Source organism: Niallia sp. FSL M8-0099 (assembly GCF_038006945.1).
Classification (GTDB): domain Bacteria; phylum Bacillota; class Bacilli; order Bacillales; family Cytobacillaceae; genus Niallia; species Niallia circulans.
In genome coordinates, this window is sequence record NZ_JBBOWF010000006.1 from 42,708 (window position 1) to 59,199 (window position 16,492).

The 16,492-nt window shown below is 37.9% G+C and carries 16 protein-coding genes; 10 read left to right on the plus strand and 6 right to left on the minus strand.

Translation table 11 applies throughout. From position 1 onward, the window contains the following. Nucleotides 1-498: 498 nt before the first annotated feature. Genes NSQ92_RS26460 through NSQ92_RS26485 form a run of 6 tightly spaced genes read left to right on the plus strand, consistent with a single transcriptional unit; the run spans nucleotide 499 to nucleotide 6,782 of the window. Nucleotides 499-1,281 carry a sugar phosphate isomerase/epimerase family protein gene (locus NSQ92_RS26460; protein ID WP_061801098.1) on the plus strand — a complete coding sequence of 261 codons (783 nt, stop codon included), beginning with the start codon at nucleotides 499-501 and terminating at the stop codon, nucleotides 1,279-1,281. Then, nucleotides 1,278-2,087 (plus strand): 5'/3'-nucleotidase SurE, encoded by an 810-nt coding sequence (gene surE, locus NSQ92_RS26465; protein ID WP_047943357.1) that lies wholly within the window; start codon nucleotides 1,278-1,280, stop codon nucleotides 2,085-2,087. The genes NSQ92_RS26460 and surE overlap by 4 nt, the downstream gene beginning before the upstream one ends. Continuing rightward, nucleotides 2,080-3,120 (plus strand): ABC transporter substrate-binding protein, encoded by a 1,041-nt coding sequence (locus tag NSQ92_RS26470; protein WP_341153411.1) that lies wholly within the window; start codon nucleotides 2,080-2,082, stop codon nucleotides 3,118-3,120. The genes surE and NSQ92_RS26470 overlap by 8 nt, the downstream gene beginning before the upstream one ends. A gap of 27 nt (nucleotides 3,121-3,147) precedes the next feature. Next, nucleotides 3,148-4,872 (plus strand): ABC transporter permease, encoded by a 1,725-nt coding sequence (locus tag NSQ92_RS26475; RefSeq protein ID WP_047943358.1) that lies wholly within the window; start codon nucleotides 3,148-3,150, stop codon nucleotides 4,870-4,872. Next, nucleotides 4,865-5,941 (plus strand): ABC transporter ATP-binding protein, encoded by a 1,077-nt coding sequence (locus tag NSQ92_RS26480; protein WP_047943359.1) that lies wholly within the window; start codon nucleotides 4,865-4,867, stop codon nucleotides 5,939-5,941. The genes NSQ92_RS26475 and NSQ92_RS26480 overlap by 8 nt, the downstream gene beginning before the upstream one ends. Nucleotides 5,942-5,957: 16 nt before the next feature. Then, entirely contained in the window at nucleotides 5,958-6,782 is an 825-nt protein-coding gene (locus NSQ92_RS26485; protein WP_047943360.1) for a PHP domain-containing protein, read from the plus strand. A 49-nt stretch (nucleotides 6,783-6,831) separates the two neighbouring features. On the opposite strand, the gene splB is transcribed toward NSQ92_RS26485, so the two are convergent. Then, nucleotides 6,832-7,860, minus strand: coding sequence for a spore photoproduct lyase (splB, locus tag NSQ92_RS26490; RefSeq protein WP_047943361.1), 1,029 nt, complete (start codon nucleotides 7,858-7,860; stop codon nucleotides 6,832-6,834). After that, nucleotides 7,857-8,120: a transcriptional regulator SplA domain-containing protein gene (locus tag NSQ92_RS26495; protein ID WP_047943362.1), complete on the minus strand. Its 264-nt coding sequence runs from the start codon at nucleotides 8,118-8,120 to the stop codon at nucleotides 7,857-7,859. Before NSQ92_RS26495 ends, splB begins: the two co-directional genes overlap by 4 nt. Before the next feature lie 163 nt (nucleotides 8,121-8,283). On the opposite strand from NSQ92_RS26495, the gene NSQ92_RS26500 reads away from it, so the two are divergent. Both NSQ92_RS26500 and NSQ92_RS26505 read left to right on the plus strand, forming a co-directional pair. Further along, nucleotides 8,284-8,649 (plus strand): carboxymuconolactone decarboxylase family protein, encoded by a 366-nt coding sequence (locus tag NSQ92_RS26500; RefSeq protein ID WP_061801109.1) that lies wholly within the window; start codon nucleotides 8,284-8,286, stop codon nucleotides 8,647-8,649. A 43-nt stretch (nucleotides 8,650-8,692) separates the two neighbouring features. Further along, nucleotides 8,693-9,121, plus strand: a complete 429-nt coding sequence (locus tag NSQ92_RS26505) for a pyridoxamine 5'-phosphate oxidase family protein (protein WP_171509263.1) — start codon at nucleotides 8,693-8,695, stop codon at nucleotides 9,119-9,121. A 25-nt stretch (nucleotides 9,122-9,146) separates the two neighbouring features. On the opposite strand, the gene uvsE (NSQ92_RS26510) is transcribed toward NSQ92_RS26505, so the two are convergent. The 3 genes from uvsE (NSQ92_RS26510) to NSQ92_RS26520 all read right to left on the minus strand — a co-directional run bounded on the left by uvsE (NSQ92_RS26510) (nucleotide 9,147) and on the right by NSQ92_RS26520 (nucleotide 12,894). Next, the gene (gene uvsE / locus NSQ92_RS26510) at nucleotides 9,147-10,112 is read right to left on the minus strand and encodes a UV DNA damage repair endonuclease UvsE (RefSeq protein WP_341153412.1); all 966 of its coding nucleotides are present in this window, start codon (nucleotides 10,110-10,112) and stop codon (nucleotides 9,147-9,149) included. A 43-nt stretch (nucleotides 10,113-10,155) separates the two neighbouring features. Continuing rightward, complete coding sequence (uvsE, locus tag NSQ92_RS26515; RefSeq protein ID WP_144581450.1) at nucleotides 10,156-11,109, minus strand: UV DNA damage repair endonuclease UvsE; 954 nt, start codon at nucleotides 11,107-11,109, stop codon at nucleotides 10,156-10,158. A gap of 138 nt (nucleotides 11,110-11,247) precedes the next feature. Beyond that, nucleotides 11,248-12,894, minus strand: coding sequence for an ABC transporter substrate-binding protein (locus NSQ92_RS26520; RefSeq protein ID WP_144581449.1), 1,647 nt, complete (start codon nucleotides 12,892-12,894; stop codon nucleotides 11,248-11,250). Nucleotides 12,895-12,991: 97 nt separating this feature from the next. Here NSQ92_RS26520 and NSQ92_RS26525 point away from each other — a divergent pair, with 97 nt between their 5' ends. Beyond that, nucleotides 12,992-14,248: an MDR family MFS transporter gene (locus tag NSQ92_RS26525; protein WP_341153413.1), complete on the plus strand. Its 1,257-nt coding sequence runs from the start codon at nucleotides 12,992-12,994 to the stop codon at nucleotides 14,246-14,248. A 64-nt stretch (nucleotides 14,249-14,312) separates the two neighbouring features. Here the strand turns inward: NSQ92_RS26525 and NSQ92_RS26530 are convergent, their stop codons facing one another. Further along, nucleotides 14,313-15,497 (minus strand): DUF4317 domain-containing protein, encoded by a 1,185-nt coding sequence (locus tag NSQ92_RS26530; RefSeq protein ID WP_047943369.1) that lies wholly within the window; start codon nucleotides 15,495-15,497, stop codon nucleotides 14,313-14,315. A 214-nt stretch (nucleotides 15,498-15,711) separates the two neighbouring features. Here NSQ92_RS26530 and NSQ92_RS26535 point away from each other — a divergent pair, with 214 nt between their 5' ends. Next, nucleotides 15,712-16,356 carry an NAD(P)H-binding protein gene (locus tag NSQ92_RS26535; RefSeq protein WP_144581448.1) on the plus strand — a complete coding sequence of 215 codons (645 nt, stop codon included), beginning with the start codon at nucleotides 15,712-15,714 and terminating at the stop codon, nucleotides 16,354-16,356. Nucleotides 16,357-16,492: the final 136 nt, after the last annotated feature.

Below are 16,492 nucleotides of genomic sequence, written 5' to 3' on the forward strand. Positions count from 1 at the left end.
CTATCCTATACGAATAACGAAATCAATAAGTTTCGTTAACCTCGAACAAAATCCGCATTTACAAGCACAATTTCTGTCTTATTTATTTTTCAATATTAATGCAAGCAGAAAAGCGTCCTCTATGCCCTAAAGGAAGAGGAGGAAAGGAAAAAGGGAACAGAGAAAAACAAACAAGCTGAAGCAACTCCTATTCGGAGAGGCATTTTTTCTTTAGAATAATTTTGCTTTTACTTAGCTATTAGAAATCTTCCTAGGTCTTTTCAAACCTATGTTAGTTTCTCCTACATAAATTGCTGTGTATTTTAATCGAATGTAAATAATTTACGCTTCTTTTACAAAAGCTCGCTTTTTTTCTGTAAAAACAATCCCTTCATCTTAAATAAACAGAATTTTATTTAATGATTTCTTTACACTACTCCCTAATGTAGCTTTATATTTGTTTTCTAAAATTTAAATTAATAGAGAAATTAATGTAATCAAAAGGAGTGAGGTACTTTTATGCATTTTGCGTCCACACTAGCTTGGGCTTATCCGGTAGATCAAGTGGTCCAGCTTGCTAAGCAGAGCGGGTTATCAGGATTAGAAATTTGGGCAGAACATGTGTGGTTTCACGGTACAGATCCAAACAAAATTCGTGAAGCGAATCGGGATCAGTCTATCAACCTAACTATGCATGCGGCGAGTTGGGACTTAAATATTAGTTCTTTAGAAAAAGAAATAAGAGAAGGATCTGTAAAGCAGATACGGAATTCTATTAAGTTAGCAGATGAGATAGGGGCAGACTCGATAACGTTTCATCCGGGGAGGTTGACACTTCCGCAGATAAAACAGGAAATATACGAAGCTTTCATGATGGAATCCATTTTTACATTAATCGAAACAGCAAAGCGGTACAAGAAAACCTTAAGCATAGAATTGATGGAGGTAAAGACAAAGGAATTCGTGACAGCTCCGGAAATAATGAATCGATTAATCGCGAGCTTCTTACCGGAACTGAAAACAACCTTTGACGTTGCTCATATTTCAGAAGGAACTCCACAGCAAGCCTTTGCTCAGTTAATAAATGTGGACAAAGTTCATATTAGTGACAATTCACGAGCGCAGCTGCATGTTCCTCTTGGTATGGGTATTCTGGATAGAAATATGCTGAATGAATTCATATCGATAAATGATCTTCCTGTTGTAGTAGAGGGCTTTGATGCATCAGAAAGTTTAAACTGGTGGAATCATAATCTTCATTATTTAAAAAGCCTGGAAATGATGAAGGGGGTACCGCAATGAAAGTGCTCGTAACAAACGATGATGGTATTTTCGCTCCAGGTCTTCAGGCTCTAGTTGAAGTGCTTCAGCATTTTGCAGATGTTTATGTGTCCTGCCCAGATCAGGAAAGAAGTGCTGTCAGTCATTCGATAACATTAAGAGTTCCTTTAAAAGCAAAACCACTACCGCTTTTTCCTGGTGTAAAAGGGTGCTGGGCTGTTAATGGAACTCCGGCAGATTGCGTCAAGCTTGGAATAGAAGTGCTGATGAAAGAGTCGCCAGACTTTGTTGTTTCAGGAATAAATCTTGGACCAAATTTAGGGCGTGATCTTTATTATTCAGGCACCATGGCTGGAGCGGTGGAAGGGCTGCTTTATGGAATTCCAGCTGTAGCAGTATCATTAAATGCCTTTTCTGATATGGATATCAATTATGAGAAAGTAAAAAAGCTGCTTTATCCTATTGTGGAAGTACTTCTGCAAAACAAGATTCCAAAAGGAGTTTTTCTTAATGTGAACTTACCATACCTTTCAAGGGAAGTTTATAAGGGAGTACGTATTGTCCCTCTGGATATGGATGTTGCCAGATATTCATATGTTGGACTGAATGATCCACATGGACAAGTGTACTACTGGCTGAAGGATCAGCTTCACAATATGAAGGACCTTAATGCAGATAGTGATTACACCTCGTTGAGAACAGGCTTTGTGACCATATCACCGATTGAGTTTAGAACATTTCATAGAAGAAAAAAAGAACAAATTGAACGTTGGTTTGCTCATTTAAATATTGCTGGTACAGATGAGGAGGAAATAGATTATGCGTAAGTGGATGCTTGTATTAATGTTTGGAATATTGATGGTTTTTGCAGCAGGCTGTGGCAGTAAGGAAAACAGTGAGCCCGGTAATGCATCTAAAGATACAGGTTCATCAGAATCGAAGCTAGAGGGATCCCTTCATTTTTATACCTCACAGCCCGATGCAGATGCTGCTAAATTAGTAGAAGGATTTCAAACTAAATATCCTGATGTAAAGGTAGAAACATTCCGTTCCGGAACAGAGGAAGTCATTTCAAAAATTAAAGCGGAAAAAATGGCTGGCAAGATTCAAGCAGATGTTCTATTGGTAGCAGATGCAGTAACATTTGAAAGTTTAAAAGAAGAGGATATGCTCAAAGCATATGAATCAAAAGAAGCTGCTGAAATTCCTGCTGAGCTTGTGGATCCAGATCATACTTACTATGGAACGAAGGTCATGGCAACTGGATTAGTTGTAAACACGCAAAAAGTAAAAGAAATGCCAACAAGCTGGAATGTCCTTACTTCTAAAGAAGCAAAAGGAAAAATTATTATGCCAAGTCCATTATATTCCGGTGCTGCTGCCTATAATTTAGGAGTGTTCACTCGTCAAGATAACTTAGGATGGGACTTTTACAAAAATATTGCTGCAAATGATGTAACGGTTACAAAAGGGAATGGCGATGTACTTAAGGGTGTTGCTGGTGGAGAAAAAGACTATGGGATGGTTGTAGATTATCTAGTTACACGCGCGAAAGCAGAAGGATCTCCAGTGGAGCTAATTTATCCTGAAGAAGGGGTGCCAGTTATCACTGAACCAATAGGAATTATGAAAGACGCCGAGAATTTAGGGGCAGCAAAGGCCTTTGTTGATTTCGTTCTATCCGAGCAAGGACAAAAGCTTGCTGCCGAGCTTGGATATACATCAATTCGCAAAGGAATTGAAGCTCCTGAGGGACTTAAAACGATTGATGAAATGAAAGTCCTTTCTACTGATGTGCAAGAATTATATCGTGCCAGAGATGGTGATAAGAAAGAATTTGAAACAGTAATTAGTGAATAGAACACTTTTTATGAAGGAGTGGACATAATGAACTCATCTATTCAGAGCTCTGAAAGGAAGAAGGAAGCATTATTTCCGCTCTCCTTTTCTTATTTTTCCCGTAAGTGGTGGGGGATTCCTGGATTTCTGCTGCTTGTCTTTATCTTTTTACTTCCTGTTTGGCGTCTTGTCTGGCTGAGCATTTCCTCTGGAGAAGGAATTAGTCTGGAACTTTATCAGGAAGTAATGATAGAAAAGGCAACGTGGAAGACGATTCAAAACACTGTTATTATTACGGTCGCAAGCACATTGCTCTCCCTTATTTTAGGAGTAGGTCTTGCATTTATCATGGCATACTTGAATATCAGGACAAAAAAGTGGCTGCAATTATTCATCTTTTTACCTTTTTTGATACCATCGTATATCTCAACCCTTGCGTGGGTACAGTTTTTTGGAGGAAACGGCCCTATCCAATTTCTTTTCCATCAATCAGTTAATTTGTACAGTATGGGAGGAATCATTTTTGTTCTTGGGCTTTCCCATTATCCCCTTGTTTATTTGATGAGTGTGGAAGTATTTCGCAGGATACCAAGGGAACTGAAATATGCCGCCAATACTTCTGGGGCATCTGGGGGAGTTGTCTTTCGAAAGGTAATTTTTCCAATGGCGCTTCCGGGAATTGCGAGTGGTGGTATTCTTGCTTTTTTATCTAATATTGATAATTTTGGCATTCCGGCTTTTCTTGGTATACCAGCAAATATCCGCGTTTTGAGTACGTATATTTACGAACAGATTATTGGATATGGACCATCTGCCTTTGCAAGAGCTGCTGTTCTTTCCGTTATTCTTGGTGTAATTGCTTTACTTGGGACAGTCCTCCAATGGGCAATTATAAGAAAAAGCAATGTAAGTGAAACAGCAGCACGAGATATAGAGCCAAGGTATTTTCTCCCAAGGGGCTGGCGAAATGCAGTGGAAATAGTGCTCTGGATGTTCCTGTTGCTCACGACACTTTTACCATTAGTCGTTATGGCTTCTACATCCTTTATCAAGGCATATGGATTATCCCTTTCATGGGAAAATCTTACCTTAAAAAATTATTCGTATCTATTATTTGAGGATGCTAAAACGGGAGCTGCGATAGGAAATAGCGTAACGCTTGCCTTGGTAACCATGCTGATTTGTATGGTAATTGGAACCGTTATTGCCTATCTTCGTTTTAAAAAGCCATCTGTTTTGGTGAGGGTCTCAGAAATTATTGTAACTATTCCTTATGCTTTGCCAGGAACGGTATTTGCATTAGCGATTATCTTAATGTGGCTACAGCCGGTGCCAGGCTTTCAGCCAGGAGTTTATGGAACAATATGGATTTTGCTTATTGCTTATATCACTCGCTTTACGGTATTACAGATGCGGGGAAGCCTGACTGCCTTTTCGCAAATTGATTCTTCTATGGAGGAAGCAGCAAGAATTTCAGGGGCAAAAGCATTAGCAAAATGGAGAAGCATCCTTTTTCCCTTGCTAATGCCTGGTATATTAAGCGGCGCTGCTCTTGTGTTTCTGACTGCTCTCACAGAGCTGACTGTGTCCAGTTTATTATGGTCTAGCGGTTCTGAAACGGTAGGTGTTGTTATCTTTAGTTTTGAGCAAGCTGGATACACCACTTACTCAACGGCATTTTCCACTTTAATTGTGGGATCTGTATTGATCATGGGCATTCTATTTGTTTTATTAGAAAGAATCTGGAAGAAGAAGGTGATGAAGAGTGATTAGTATTGATGGGTTAAAAAAGAACTATGGAAGCTTTACAGCCTTAAATAATATTAACTTAGAATTGCTAAATGGTGAATTTATCGCTATTCTAGGTCCTTCTGGATGTGGAAAGACGACGTTATTACGGCTTTTGGCAGGGTTCATGAAACCGACAGAAGGAACGATTACGATAGATAATGAGTTAGCAGCAAGCTCTAGTAAACTCGTTCCACCTGAGAAAAGGAATATAAGTATGGTTTTTCAATCCTTTGCGTTATGGCCGCATATGACAGTAGAAGACCATATTCGCTTTCCTCTTAAGCATCATCGGTTTGGCAGAACAAATGGCAAAGAGGAGCAGGAGATTAGAGTTGGAGAAGCATTAGGAATGGTGGGCCTTACCCAATTGAAAACACGCTATCCGGCTGAACTTTCTGGAGGTCAAAAACAGCGAGTTGCTCTTGCTCGTGCTATCGTTCCAAAGCCGTCTCTTCTTTTGATGGATGAACCATTAAGTGCACTTGATGCGGAACTCCGTATGGAGATGAGAAGAGAGATTAGTAGGATTCACCGGAAGCTGGGAACGACCATTATTTATGTTACCCATGATCAAGGAGAAGCTTTGGCGATGGCTGATAGAATTGTTGTAATGAATAATGGAAGAATCGAGCAGATTGGTACTCCGGAAAGTATCTATAATAATCCCCAGTCGGTATTTGTTGCAACATTTGTTGGAAAGAGCAATCTGATCAAAGGAGAGTGGATTGGAGAGGATCGGTTTATTCCCGCAGAGTTTCCTAATGTTTCTTGGAAAGACATCGGAATTTCAAAGGAGATCAAATCCCAAAATCTTTACCCTGTTCGTCCTGAACAATGGAAGCTTGGCCAGGCAGAGCAAGACGAGATGACAGGAATCGTCCAGTTTGCCCAGTTTCAAGGGAATGAAATTCATTATAGCGTTCAAGTGGGGGAAGAGACAATTAATGTGTATGGATCTGTTTTTGAAAACCGATTTCTGCCAGGAGACGCTGTTTCCTTGAGGGTATATAGTGGAGTAGAGGAAAGAGCTGTGGTGGCAGGGAGCAGGTAGACTAGGAGGGAAAAGCATGATGGATTTGCATATACATTCCATCTATTCTGATGGTTTCTGGACACCACGAGAAATAGTAGAGGATAGTATCAAAAAAGGGTTGGAAATTATTGCGATAACGGATCATGATGTATTAACTGGGTATGAAGAAGCTTTATCTTATAGCAAGGATGCATTAAAGGTTATCCCTGGGATTGAACTTAATACAGATGGTCCTCAAGGTGAATTGCATATATTAGGCTATCAATTTGATCCGCAGCATCCTAAATTAAAAGATCATGTCTCTTGGAGAGTGGAGGATAGAGTTCAATGGGGAAAAAGAATAGTGGAGAAATTAAGAAATCTTGGCTATGACATTTCTTTTCAAAATTGCCTTGCTCGTGTTGGAAAGGGCGTACTTGTTCGAACCCATATTGCAGATGAACTAGTATCAGCAGGTTATTTTCAGAACAGTAAGGATGCATATGAACAGCTTTTAAAAAAAGGAAAGGCTGCTTTTGAAGAAAGAGGCAGTTTTTCCGCAGAGGATGCCATTAAACTAATCCACAAAGCTGGCGGTCTTGCATTTCTAGCTCATCCAGGTATCTATAAGCATGAATTTCAGCTTCAACAGTTAATTGATTATGGGTTAGATGGTATCGAAGTATATCATTCCAAACATTCCGATAAGGAACAAAACTATTGGGGGAGAATGGCAGAAGCATTTAATCTTCTTGTATCTGGAGGTAGTGACTTTCATGGTCCAGAATCGCGGAATCCTTTTCCGATTGGAAGTGTAGAGATACCGCATACTCAAAGACTACCATTGTTAGGCGGTACCAGAAGTTTAACGGAAAAATAATAATCAATGGAGAAAAAGGTCTCATACATAAAAGACCTTTTTCTTTTTTTTACGTAAAATATTCTAGTTTAGCATCAGGGAAAAATTTTTTCATATAAGAATGCAGGTGATCCTTTATGTCTTCTTCTTCTTCTTTTTGATAAATATATTTTCCTATTCCATATTTCCCCCATTTATACCTGCGTTTTTCTTCATCTAGCTCTAATTTAGTCATTGGATAATTTTTTTGGATTACCCTTTTAGCAGGCTTTGTAAAGCGGTGCTGGATAAACTCAAATGTTAAATCCTTCTTTGCTTCTGGGGGCAGCTCAGCATCTAGGCGTTCAAACATATGCAGATAGCCTTCTTCCCATCCTTCATGGAGGTAAATGGGTGCCACGATAAATCCTAGGGGATATCCGGCTCTTGCGACTTTTCCAGCAGCCTCTATTCTCTTTTCCAAAGGAGAAGTCCCGGGCTCGAAGTTTTTGATGACGTAATCTGCATTGACACTAAAGCGAAAGCGGGTTTTTCCATTGTGCTTCGCATCAAGTAGGTGATCAACATGATGAAATTTTGTGACAAATCGCAGTTTGCCGTACTCTGATTCCCCGAAGTGTTCAATGGCACGTTTAAGCGTATGGGTTAAATGATCGATTCCAACGATATCAGATGTACAGGATGCTTCGAAACGTGTAAATTCTGGAGCACGTTCTTTCATATAGTTATCGGCAGCTTCTAAAATTTCCTCGACATTTACATAGGTGCGGATGTATGGCTTGCTTCCCATTGTAGTTTGCAAATAGCAATAATGACAATGTCCCATACAGCCGGTAGCAAAAGGTATGGCATATTCGGCAGAGGGCTTAGATGTATCAAATTTGAGTGTTTTGCGAATGCCGACAACCAGCGTTGACTTTGCCACTCGGTAACGTTGAAAATCATTGTCGCCAGGAAGATTTCTAACTTGATTATGGGAAGTGGTATAGCGAATCTCTATATCCATCTTCTTGAATTTCTCCAGCAGTTCTTTCCCTAATGGATACTCTAATGCTTCCGGTTCAAAATAGACAAGCTTTGGAGTGAAGGGTTTAATCATTCCAATCTCCCTTCTGAAACATCTCCATAGTAATAATAGTAGGCTTCTTGAGCTTCTGCTTCTGTAGCATATACAGCAACTTCGTTTGAGAGAGGGTAGTAATTTTCGTATAGAAATAAAGATAGTTCATTAGAATTGTTTGGATTTTTTACAACAGCGGCTGCTTGGATATTCGCTACATCTTGGGTATGCGGGTTTCGGTAAAAAACATAGACGATGTCTCCAGCTTGATAGGCATGATTTTCATTATACAGTTCCATTCACTCACTTTCTACATTGAATATAATGCCATTTTTCCCTTCCCAATCACCAGTTATGTATCACTTTTTATGGAAGTTATGGGAAATGAATAAGGGATAATTAATTCGTTTGAAGTTTACTTATAATAAGTTTGATGTACAGCTTAATCAAAAAAAGGAGTGTTTGGAAATGGAAGCTAGCAATTCAATAGAATCTACCTTGTTGTCGTTTAAAAAGGGAATAGGTGATTTTACACAAAAAATGCCTGAGTTTGCAAGTAGATATAATGCTTTTACAGAAGCCTGCTTTGAAGAAGGTGCATTAACTCAAAGGCAAAAGCAATTAATTGCTTTAGGAATTAGCCTTCATGCTCAGGATGAGTATTGTATTATCTATCATACAAAGGGCTGCTTGGATCAAGGGTGTTCCGAACAGGAAATTTTAGAAGCAGTAGGCGTAACCGCTGCATTTGGCGGAGGAGCGACCATGAGCCAAGGAGTTACCTTGGTGCAAGAATGTATTCAGGAATTGAATCGTTTAGAACATTAATAGCGCATAATAAAATAACGTAATTATAGGAGCAAAACAGAATATGACAAATCAAAATTTAAAGAATCAAGTTATTAACATTATTTCAGGTCATCGAACAGGAGTACTTTCATCCGTTGAAAATAATAAACCCCATTCACGGTATATGACGTTTTACCATGAAGATTTAACCTTATACTCGCCTACTCAAATGGATACAGAAAAGGTGGAAGAGATAGAGAAAAATCCTTATGTTTCTGTGTTGTTAGGCTATGAAGAAAAGGGACAAAGCGATTCTTATGTTGAAATATCAGGAACATGCTCTATTAATAATTCTGAAGAAATGAAAAAGCGGTTTTGGGATGAGTCGTTTCAGCAATGGTTCGAAGGTCCAAGGGATCCGAATTATGCATTTCTTCAAGTCCAGCCTGATGTTATTCGAATTTTAAATAGGAATGGCAAACCTGCACAAGAGTTATCATTAGACGATTAATGAACTAAATAGGCTCCTCTTTCCTTTACTTTAGACGGAAAGAGGAGCCATCAATTATATCAACATCCTTTCTGTGGGTTACTTCCTCTATTAGTTTAAAAAGTGCCTCATCCTTCTTTTTAGCTTCTATCATGCAATCGATAACAGGGATGCTTCCTTTTATACGGTTTAGGAAATTGAAAAACATACCTATATCAATATAATCGGCATGATGACGGAAATGCTTTTCATCTTTGGGACTCGAAATATGCATTTTAATTGGTAATGGAGATGTACTCCATGTTTGAAGAATGCGACTCCAGTTATCTTCCCAATTGGGATTATGATGATGGGCGAGATGGTGATGATAATCAAACACAAGCGGAATCCCTAATTTCTCGCATAAGTAAAGAGTATCTTCCAATGTGAAAGAGGTATCATCATTTTCAAGCATTATCATATTTTGAATAGAGTTTGGGACTAGCATCCAATTATCAATAAATTTTTCTAATGATTTTTCGGTATCTTTATAATTTCCTCCCACATGCATAACACAGCGATGAGTTGTATCAATCCCCATTCCCTTTAATAATAAATAGTGTAATCTTAAAGTTTTAATTGAGTTCTTCCATATATGTTTTTGATTGGAATTAAGGAGAACGAAGTGATCAGGATGAAAATCAATCCTAATCTGATGCTTTCTGGCAAATTCACCTATTTCCTTTAAAGGCTCTGTTAAAGGTTTCATATAATCCCAATCAAGAAGCTCTTCGTGATTGGCTAATGGAATCAGCCTGGAGGTAAGGCGGTAAAAATGGATATCGGAAGCAGCAGTATGTTTTAGGAGCCGAAGCGTATTATGGAGATTTTGCAAGGCGATTCGTTCCAGCTTACGAAGGCCTGCTTCCCGGTCATCTATTTTTTGAAACTGTTTAAATGTCATCGTCCTTGAAGGGGATGCATTTTTTACCATCATGCTCATTGCGACATATCCAAGTCGAACAATAGTCATCCATTACACCTCGTTGTTAGTATTCAAATGTAGAGAAACATTCCTACCATTCTATTGTTCCACCGGAAACTCTCTTTACTCCTCTAATAGAGGCAATGTCCTCGATAAGCTTAAACATAGCCAGATTTTTTTGTTTTGCTTCTATCATAACGTCGAAATCTTGATTAAGATTTTTAGCCATTTTAAAAAAGGGCTGTACAAAATCAAATGAGACAAAGTCAGCATGAGAACGGAAGGCCAGAGTGGATTTCGGGGAGGAAATATGGACTTTAGGAACCATTCTATGATTTTCCCACGTTCTAAAAATTCGCTCCAAATAAAGGGCTAAGTCAATATCTTCTTTATTGGCCATATGGTGATGATAATCAAGGATCATGGGAATGTTTTCCTGCTCACAGGTTATCAGTGTTTCTCTCACATTATATGTTTTATCATCATTTTCAAGGGTCATCTGGTTCTTAATTGCCATAGGAAGTTGCTGGATATTTTGCTGGAATCTCTGTAAAGAAGTCTCTTTATCACCATAGGCTCCACCAATATGAATATTAATAAGGCTATTATCAAGGGCATCCATAGCTTCTAGCATTTTATAATGGAAGGTCATATCTTTTATTGCATTTATGGTTACTTCTTCCCTAGGACTAGTAAAAAGCGTAAATTGGTTGGGGTGAAAACTAACCCGCAGCTTAAATTGTTTAACTAATTGGCCAAGTTCTCTCCACTGTTCCTGAAAAGGAGCTATGAAATCCCAGTGTACATCTGGATGCGTTGCTAAGGGGACTAACGAACTGGATAAGCGATACAATGGAATTTCATTGGCAGCATTATAATAGAGAATTCTTTTCGTATTTTTTAAATTTTGAGCTGTAACAGCTAATAGCTTTTCTGTAGCTTCCTGTTTAGGGAGTGCTGAATATCGGGAGAAGGTTAAAGCCTTTGAAGGACTTGCATCCCATAATCCTAGTGCATTAGCCACATAGCCAAAGCGAATCTTCATCTGTTTAGTTCCTTTCCATAGAGTCCAGTAGTTTCTCTTTTTATATTGCCTTATCTCCTGGAACTCTATGTGCTGTTTTTGCTTAGTTAATAAAACGATGCATAAAAAAATCCTGAGAATGTCTCTTTCCTATACCACTCATTCCTTCGGCCGAACCCACACTTTTGAAAAATCTACATAGCCAAAATGGCTAATTTTAATATTGCTTATATCGGTTGAAAATGGAATATATCGCTTTTGATAATAAAGGGGAATCATAATCGATTGATTAACCAATTCTTTTTCGATTTCTAGATTTAAAGCTGTCCATTGTTCAAATGGTGTTTCCTTATATTTACCCATTAAGTTTGTAAGTGTTTCATTATTTGCTATCATTTGGGAAAGTGGGGAAAACCCATTCATTAAAAAGTGGTAAAAGGAAAAATCTTGATTGAATTCAAAAACTTCTCCATGTACGAAAAGATCTACGTTTAATGTCTCGGGATGCTTTGTTAATATATCAGCAAAGGAAAACCATTGAATATCTGTAGGGATATTTTCTTTTGCGAATATTTCTGCAAGCCATTGTGTAGTATTAGCAGTATGTCTGGCACCTCTTATCACAATTGGTTTAGAAAATATTGGCCGTTCTACTTCAGAAATAGTCAGCTGTTGATTTTGGCCGACTATTATACTCTTATCATTCGGTATTAGTCTTGGACTTAGGTTACCAATAGTATGACGGTTTTTAGCGATAATCCAATGAAGGTAATCTCTTACTTTCTTCTGTCTAATAGCAGAATCTCTACAGGAGTTCATTACGATAATACCAAACCCCGAGTCGCTTTCTACTTCGAAGGAGGAAGAGGTATTCTCCTCCATAGGAGAATGATAGATTCCTTTAAAATCCTCAGGCACTTGAATGAATTCTACTACATCAATTAATGGTCTTTCTCGAAAATGATCTTGAAAAGCAGTTAAAGTTGTCTGCTTATCACTGTTTTGTTGCAGGATAAAGTAACCAGTGCCCAATAGTTTTTCATTCGTCTCTCTATAGATGCTTGCACACATCATACTAAGCATAGGAAGGATATAGCTGCATCCATTGGGATGGAGAATATCGAGTATAAGTGGAGACTTTACTTCAATTCTTTCGACAGGTGTCCATAAATCTTTGTAATAAGCATGTGCCCGAAGCTTGTCAAGACATTCGGCCACATCATTTGCTGTCAGAACAGAACCGTCATGAAATTTAATGTCTTTTTTTAGATAGAGTCTTAATTTAGAAGGGGTGCTATCCCAACTATGGGCAATTTCAGGTAATACTTTCCCATCTTCTGTATGAGTGACAAGCCGATTAAACACATTTGCCACTAAATGCGCACTGAAGACATCTCCAGCCTCAAGCGGATGGACGGAATGGAAAGGATATCTTTTTGGTACGATTAATTTATCATTTGACTCTTGGACAAAGCCAAGTTTTGTGTGAAATTTATTCATTAATCTCATTTTACTGTTTGTGGACCAATCATACATTAAGTATTTGCTTGTTTGTTCTACTGGTTCCAGATCAAATCGCTTTAAAACTTCTTCCTCGTAAGAAGTTTCTACCTCTTTTTTCCATAACAAAGTTGAGATGTTTCCGCGTCCTCGTCCGGGTGTAAATGATAGCCAGCCTTCCTCCATCCATTTTTTTAAATAACGTGTTGTTTGTTTCGAGCTCAATTGCAAGGTTTCAGAAATTTCCTCCATTCGAATACTGCCAGAAGGATAATATCTCCAAAGTGTAAGTAATTTGTTATCCATTCTTTTTCCTCCTAAAAGGGGACATTGTTTTGTTAATTGTCTATTTTTAGAATTATTCGTCTAGTTTAATATACAGTAATAACAAGGGGGAGACAACATGAAATGGAAGGAATTACCGCGAAATATCAAAGTTAGGATGATTACCTCTTTCTTTAATCGGGCGGTATCATCAGCAGTTATGCCATTTATGGCTTTATTCTTTGCGCAGGAATTAAACAAAATTTGGGCGGGCTTAATTTTGATCACTACTGTGGTTATCGGATTTTTGATCAATTTAGTTGGAGGATATATTTCTGATCGCTTTCCGAGAAAAAAGGTTTTAATGATAACATCCTGGCTGAATGCATTCTTCTTTTTAATCATGACGATCAGTCTATTTCCGACCAATAAAATAATTGTATTGTTTGCTTTGGCATACGTTGGATTTATTATCACAAGCAGTCTAGGGCGACCAGCAATGCATGCGATTATTATTGATTCCACAACACCAGAAAATCGAAAAGCTATTTATGCGCTCGATTACTGGCTGATTAATTTATCGATGGCTATTGGGGCAGCACTTGGAGGACTTTTATATTTGAATCATCAGAAAGAATTATTCATCATGCTGACTTGCACATCTACATTGATTCCAATTGCCTACGGGGTTTGGCTGCAGGACAAGTTCACAGATCAGTTACAGAAAAAGCACAAGAATGTCTTGGTTGACTTAATCAGCAATTACAAAGTGGCATTTAAAGATACAGCCTTTGTAAAAGTGGTTACAGGCTCCACCTTTATTTTTGCAGCTGAATTTTCATTAAATAGTTATATTGGGATTCGCCTTGCTGAAACTTTTGAAGCAGTTCGTATTGGGAGCTTTGAAATTGTTGGGGTACGAATGCTAAGTATATTAAATATAGAAAATATGCTGCTCGTAGTCTGCTTTACTTTTATTATTAATCGGTTCACAGATAAGATGAATAAAAAGAATGCTTTAATAACAGGTCTTATTATATATGGAATTGGATATGTGACTGTTACTTCGGCAAATACGTGGTACATGCTCGTTTTATTTAATTTGATAGCAACGATGGGCGAATTAATTTATTCACCGATTCGAAATGCAGAGCAGGCGAATATGATTCCAAGCGATAAACGTGGATCATACTCTGCTTTTTCCAACCTATCATTTAGTGGAGCAGATTTAATTGCAAGAGCTAGTATTATTATCGGGGCATTCTTAATTCCAACAATGATGTCTGTCTACATCGGCTTCATTGTAATGGTGGGGACTATTCTTATTTATACAGGATTATTCGCGAAAACCATAAAAGTAAACAAGCTAGTCAATAAAGGCGTTAGTGGCGACTAGAGCAGTAAGTTCAAAATAGATTCAAAGAGGCTTCTTCTTTATAAAGAAGAAGCCTCTTTGAATCTTAGTCTTCTTCTGGACTTCCGCCGAAGGCTTCGGGAATCATTGTAAATCCTTCGATTACGGTGTCTTCTTCGACTTCAATCATCAAGTAGCGTTTGCCGCTAAATTCGATTTGCTTCACGTATCTTAAGTCAGGAGGGCTGATGGCAATGTTAGCAATCTTGGTGCTGATCTTAATCGATTTTGACGTGAATTTTGGCAAGATATTACTTGCTTTTAATTCATATTTATCATCATCAATAATTTTTTTGAAGGCAAACTCGACTTTTTCTGGACTAATGTCCTCTACGCCGCTCATCTTTAAGACTTGTTCCACGTCTTTGGAGTCTAATTTTGGAACCTCTTCTTCTTCATTTTCGACAATCATTCGGTTAATTTCCTCATAAACATTGGAAAGAGTAGAGGTGCTCAATTGATCGCCAGTCACATCTTTAATGATTTCCTCAAACACAATTTTATCATCTTGAGCAGTCATCATTTCCTCGCCGTTGAGAACTTCTTCAATAAATTGGTAATCTGGCTCATGGATCTTGCCAGCAGCATAGAGAATATGATTAACATCTGCTGCGTTATCTGTGAAGCTTGGGAAAAGAAATCCACCCATTGGCGCATTTAGATTAATAATGGGGTCAACAACAATATTGTATTTAAATTCTTTCTCTACATAGTCAAAAAGCAATTCTTTTTTTGGCTCTTGGGTGTTGTTGATACTGCATAAAATGAAAGGATGAGAGAAAACTGTATCTCGGTCACTTTCTTCAGACTCTTCACTGCGGCGCTTCTTTGGCTTTAAATACTCACCGCGAATAAATGTGATGACAATATCTTTGTCATATTGTCTGCTATTAAGCATCTTGTCTACCAGCAGCAGCATTTGCTCTTTCCAATCCTCTGTTTCAGAGCTAAGTAATCCTTTATGTAAAATAAGCTGACTATTATTTTCTGCCTCTCTTTGAAACTTTAATTCAAACAGCTTTTCATCCAAATTACCGGCAAGTAATTTCTTGAAATTATGTAAAAATAATTCTTGTTGATCTTGATCAAGCATGCCAAAGGGCTGACTTTGATAATGAAATATATCACTTGATTCTTTCATGACATAAACATTAAACATATCTGTTATTCTAAGTAGATCATTATTCATTTTGAATTGTTTTCGGATGTTTGCTATATCTTTTTTATTCATTTTAAGTTACACTCCTATGTTACTTTGAAAATAAATGATGGATGTTTGATAAGCCTTAGACTTTGAGCTCTGTATTTACACTCAATTTAGTCATTCATCCATTCTATCATATTTGGTTTCCCTATTATAAGAAACAACATGTTCTTTTGTATTATTTGAAAAAGAAACAATTGGATGAAATAATAGTAGAAAATGGATTAGAAAGGAGTTTGCTGTGAAAGTATTAGTGGTTGGAGCAAACGGGCAAATAGGTAAACAGCTTGTGACATTATTACATGAAAGTAATGAGTTTTCTGTTAGAGCATTGGTAAGAACAGCAGAACAGCAGAAAGCGTTTGACAAAATCGGAGTAGAAACTGCTTTAGGTAATTTGGAAGAAACGGTGGAACAGCTAGAGTCTGCAGTGAAAGGCTGTGATGCCGTCGTATTCACAGCAGGTTCAGGTGGGCAAACGGGGTATGATAAAACATTATTGATTGATCTAGATGGTGCTGTGAAAATGATGGAGGCAACAAAGCGTGCAGGGGTAGAACGGTTTGTAATGGTTAGTGCGTTGCAGGCACATCATCGAGAAAACTGGAGTGAACAAATTAAACCATATTATGTAGCAAAACACTATGCCGATCGTATTCTTATGGAGAGTGGATTAACCTACACCATTATTCGTCCGGGTGGATTAACAAATGATGCTGGCACTGGTTTGGTTACAGCTGCTGAGAATCTAGAAAGAGGAATGATCCCAAGAGAAGACGTAGCAGCGACAATCATGGCTTCTATAAAAGAAAAAAATGTGTTTAATAAATCATTTGATTTAGTTTCTGGTGAAACGGAAATGGAGAAAGCAGTGAAGAATTTATAAAGAGTCATTAGTGGAGCAGCGTTCTATGCAGCTTGTGGGTTTGGCTGAAAAGAGTGAAGTTTTGGCTGATAAATCGGAAATTTGGCTGAAAAGAGTGAGTTTTTGGCTGATAAATCAGAAGTTTGGCTGAAAAGAG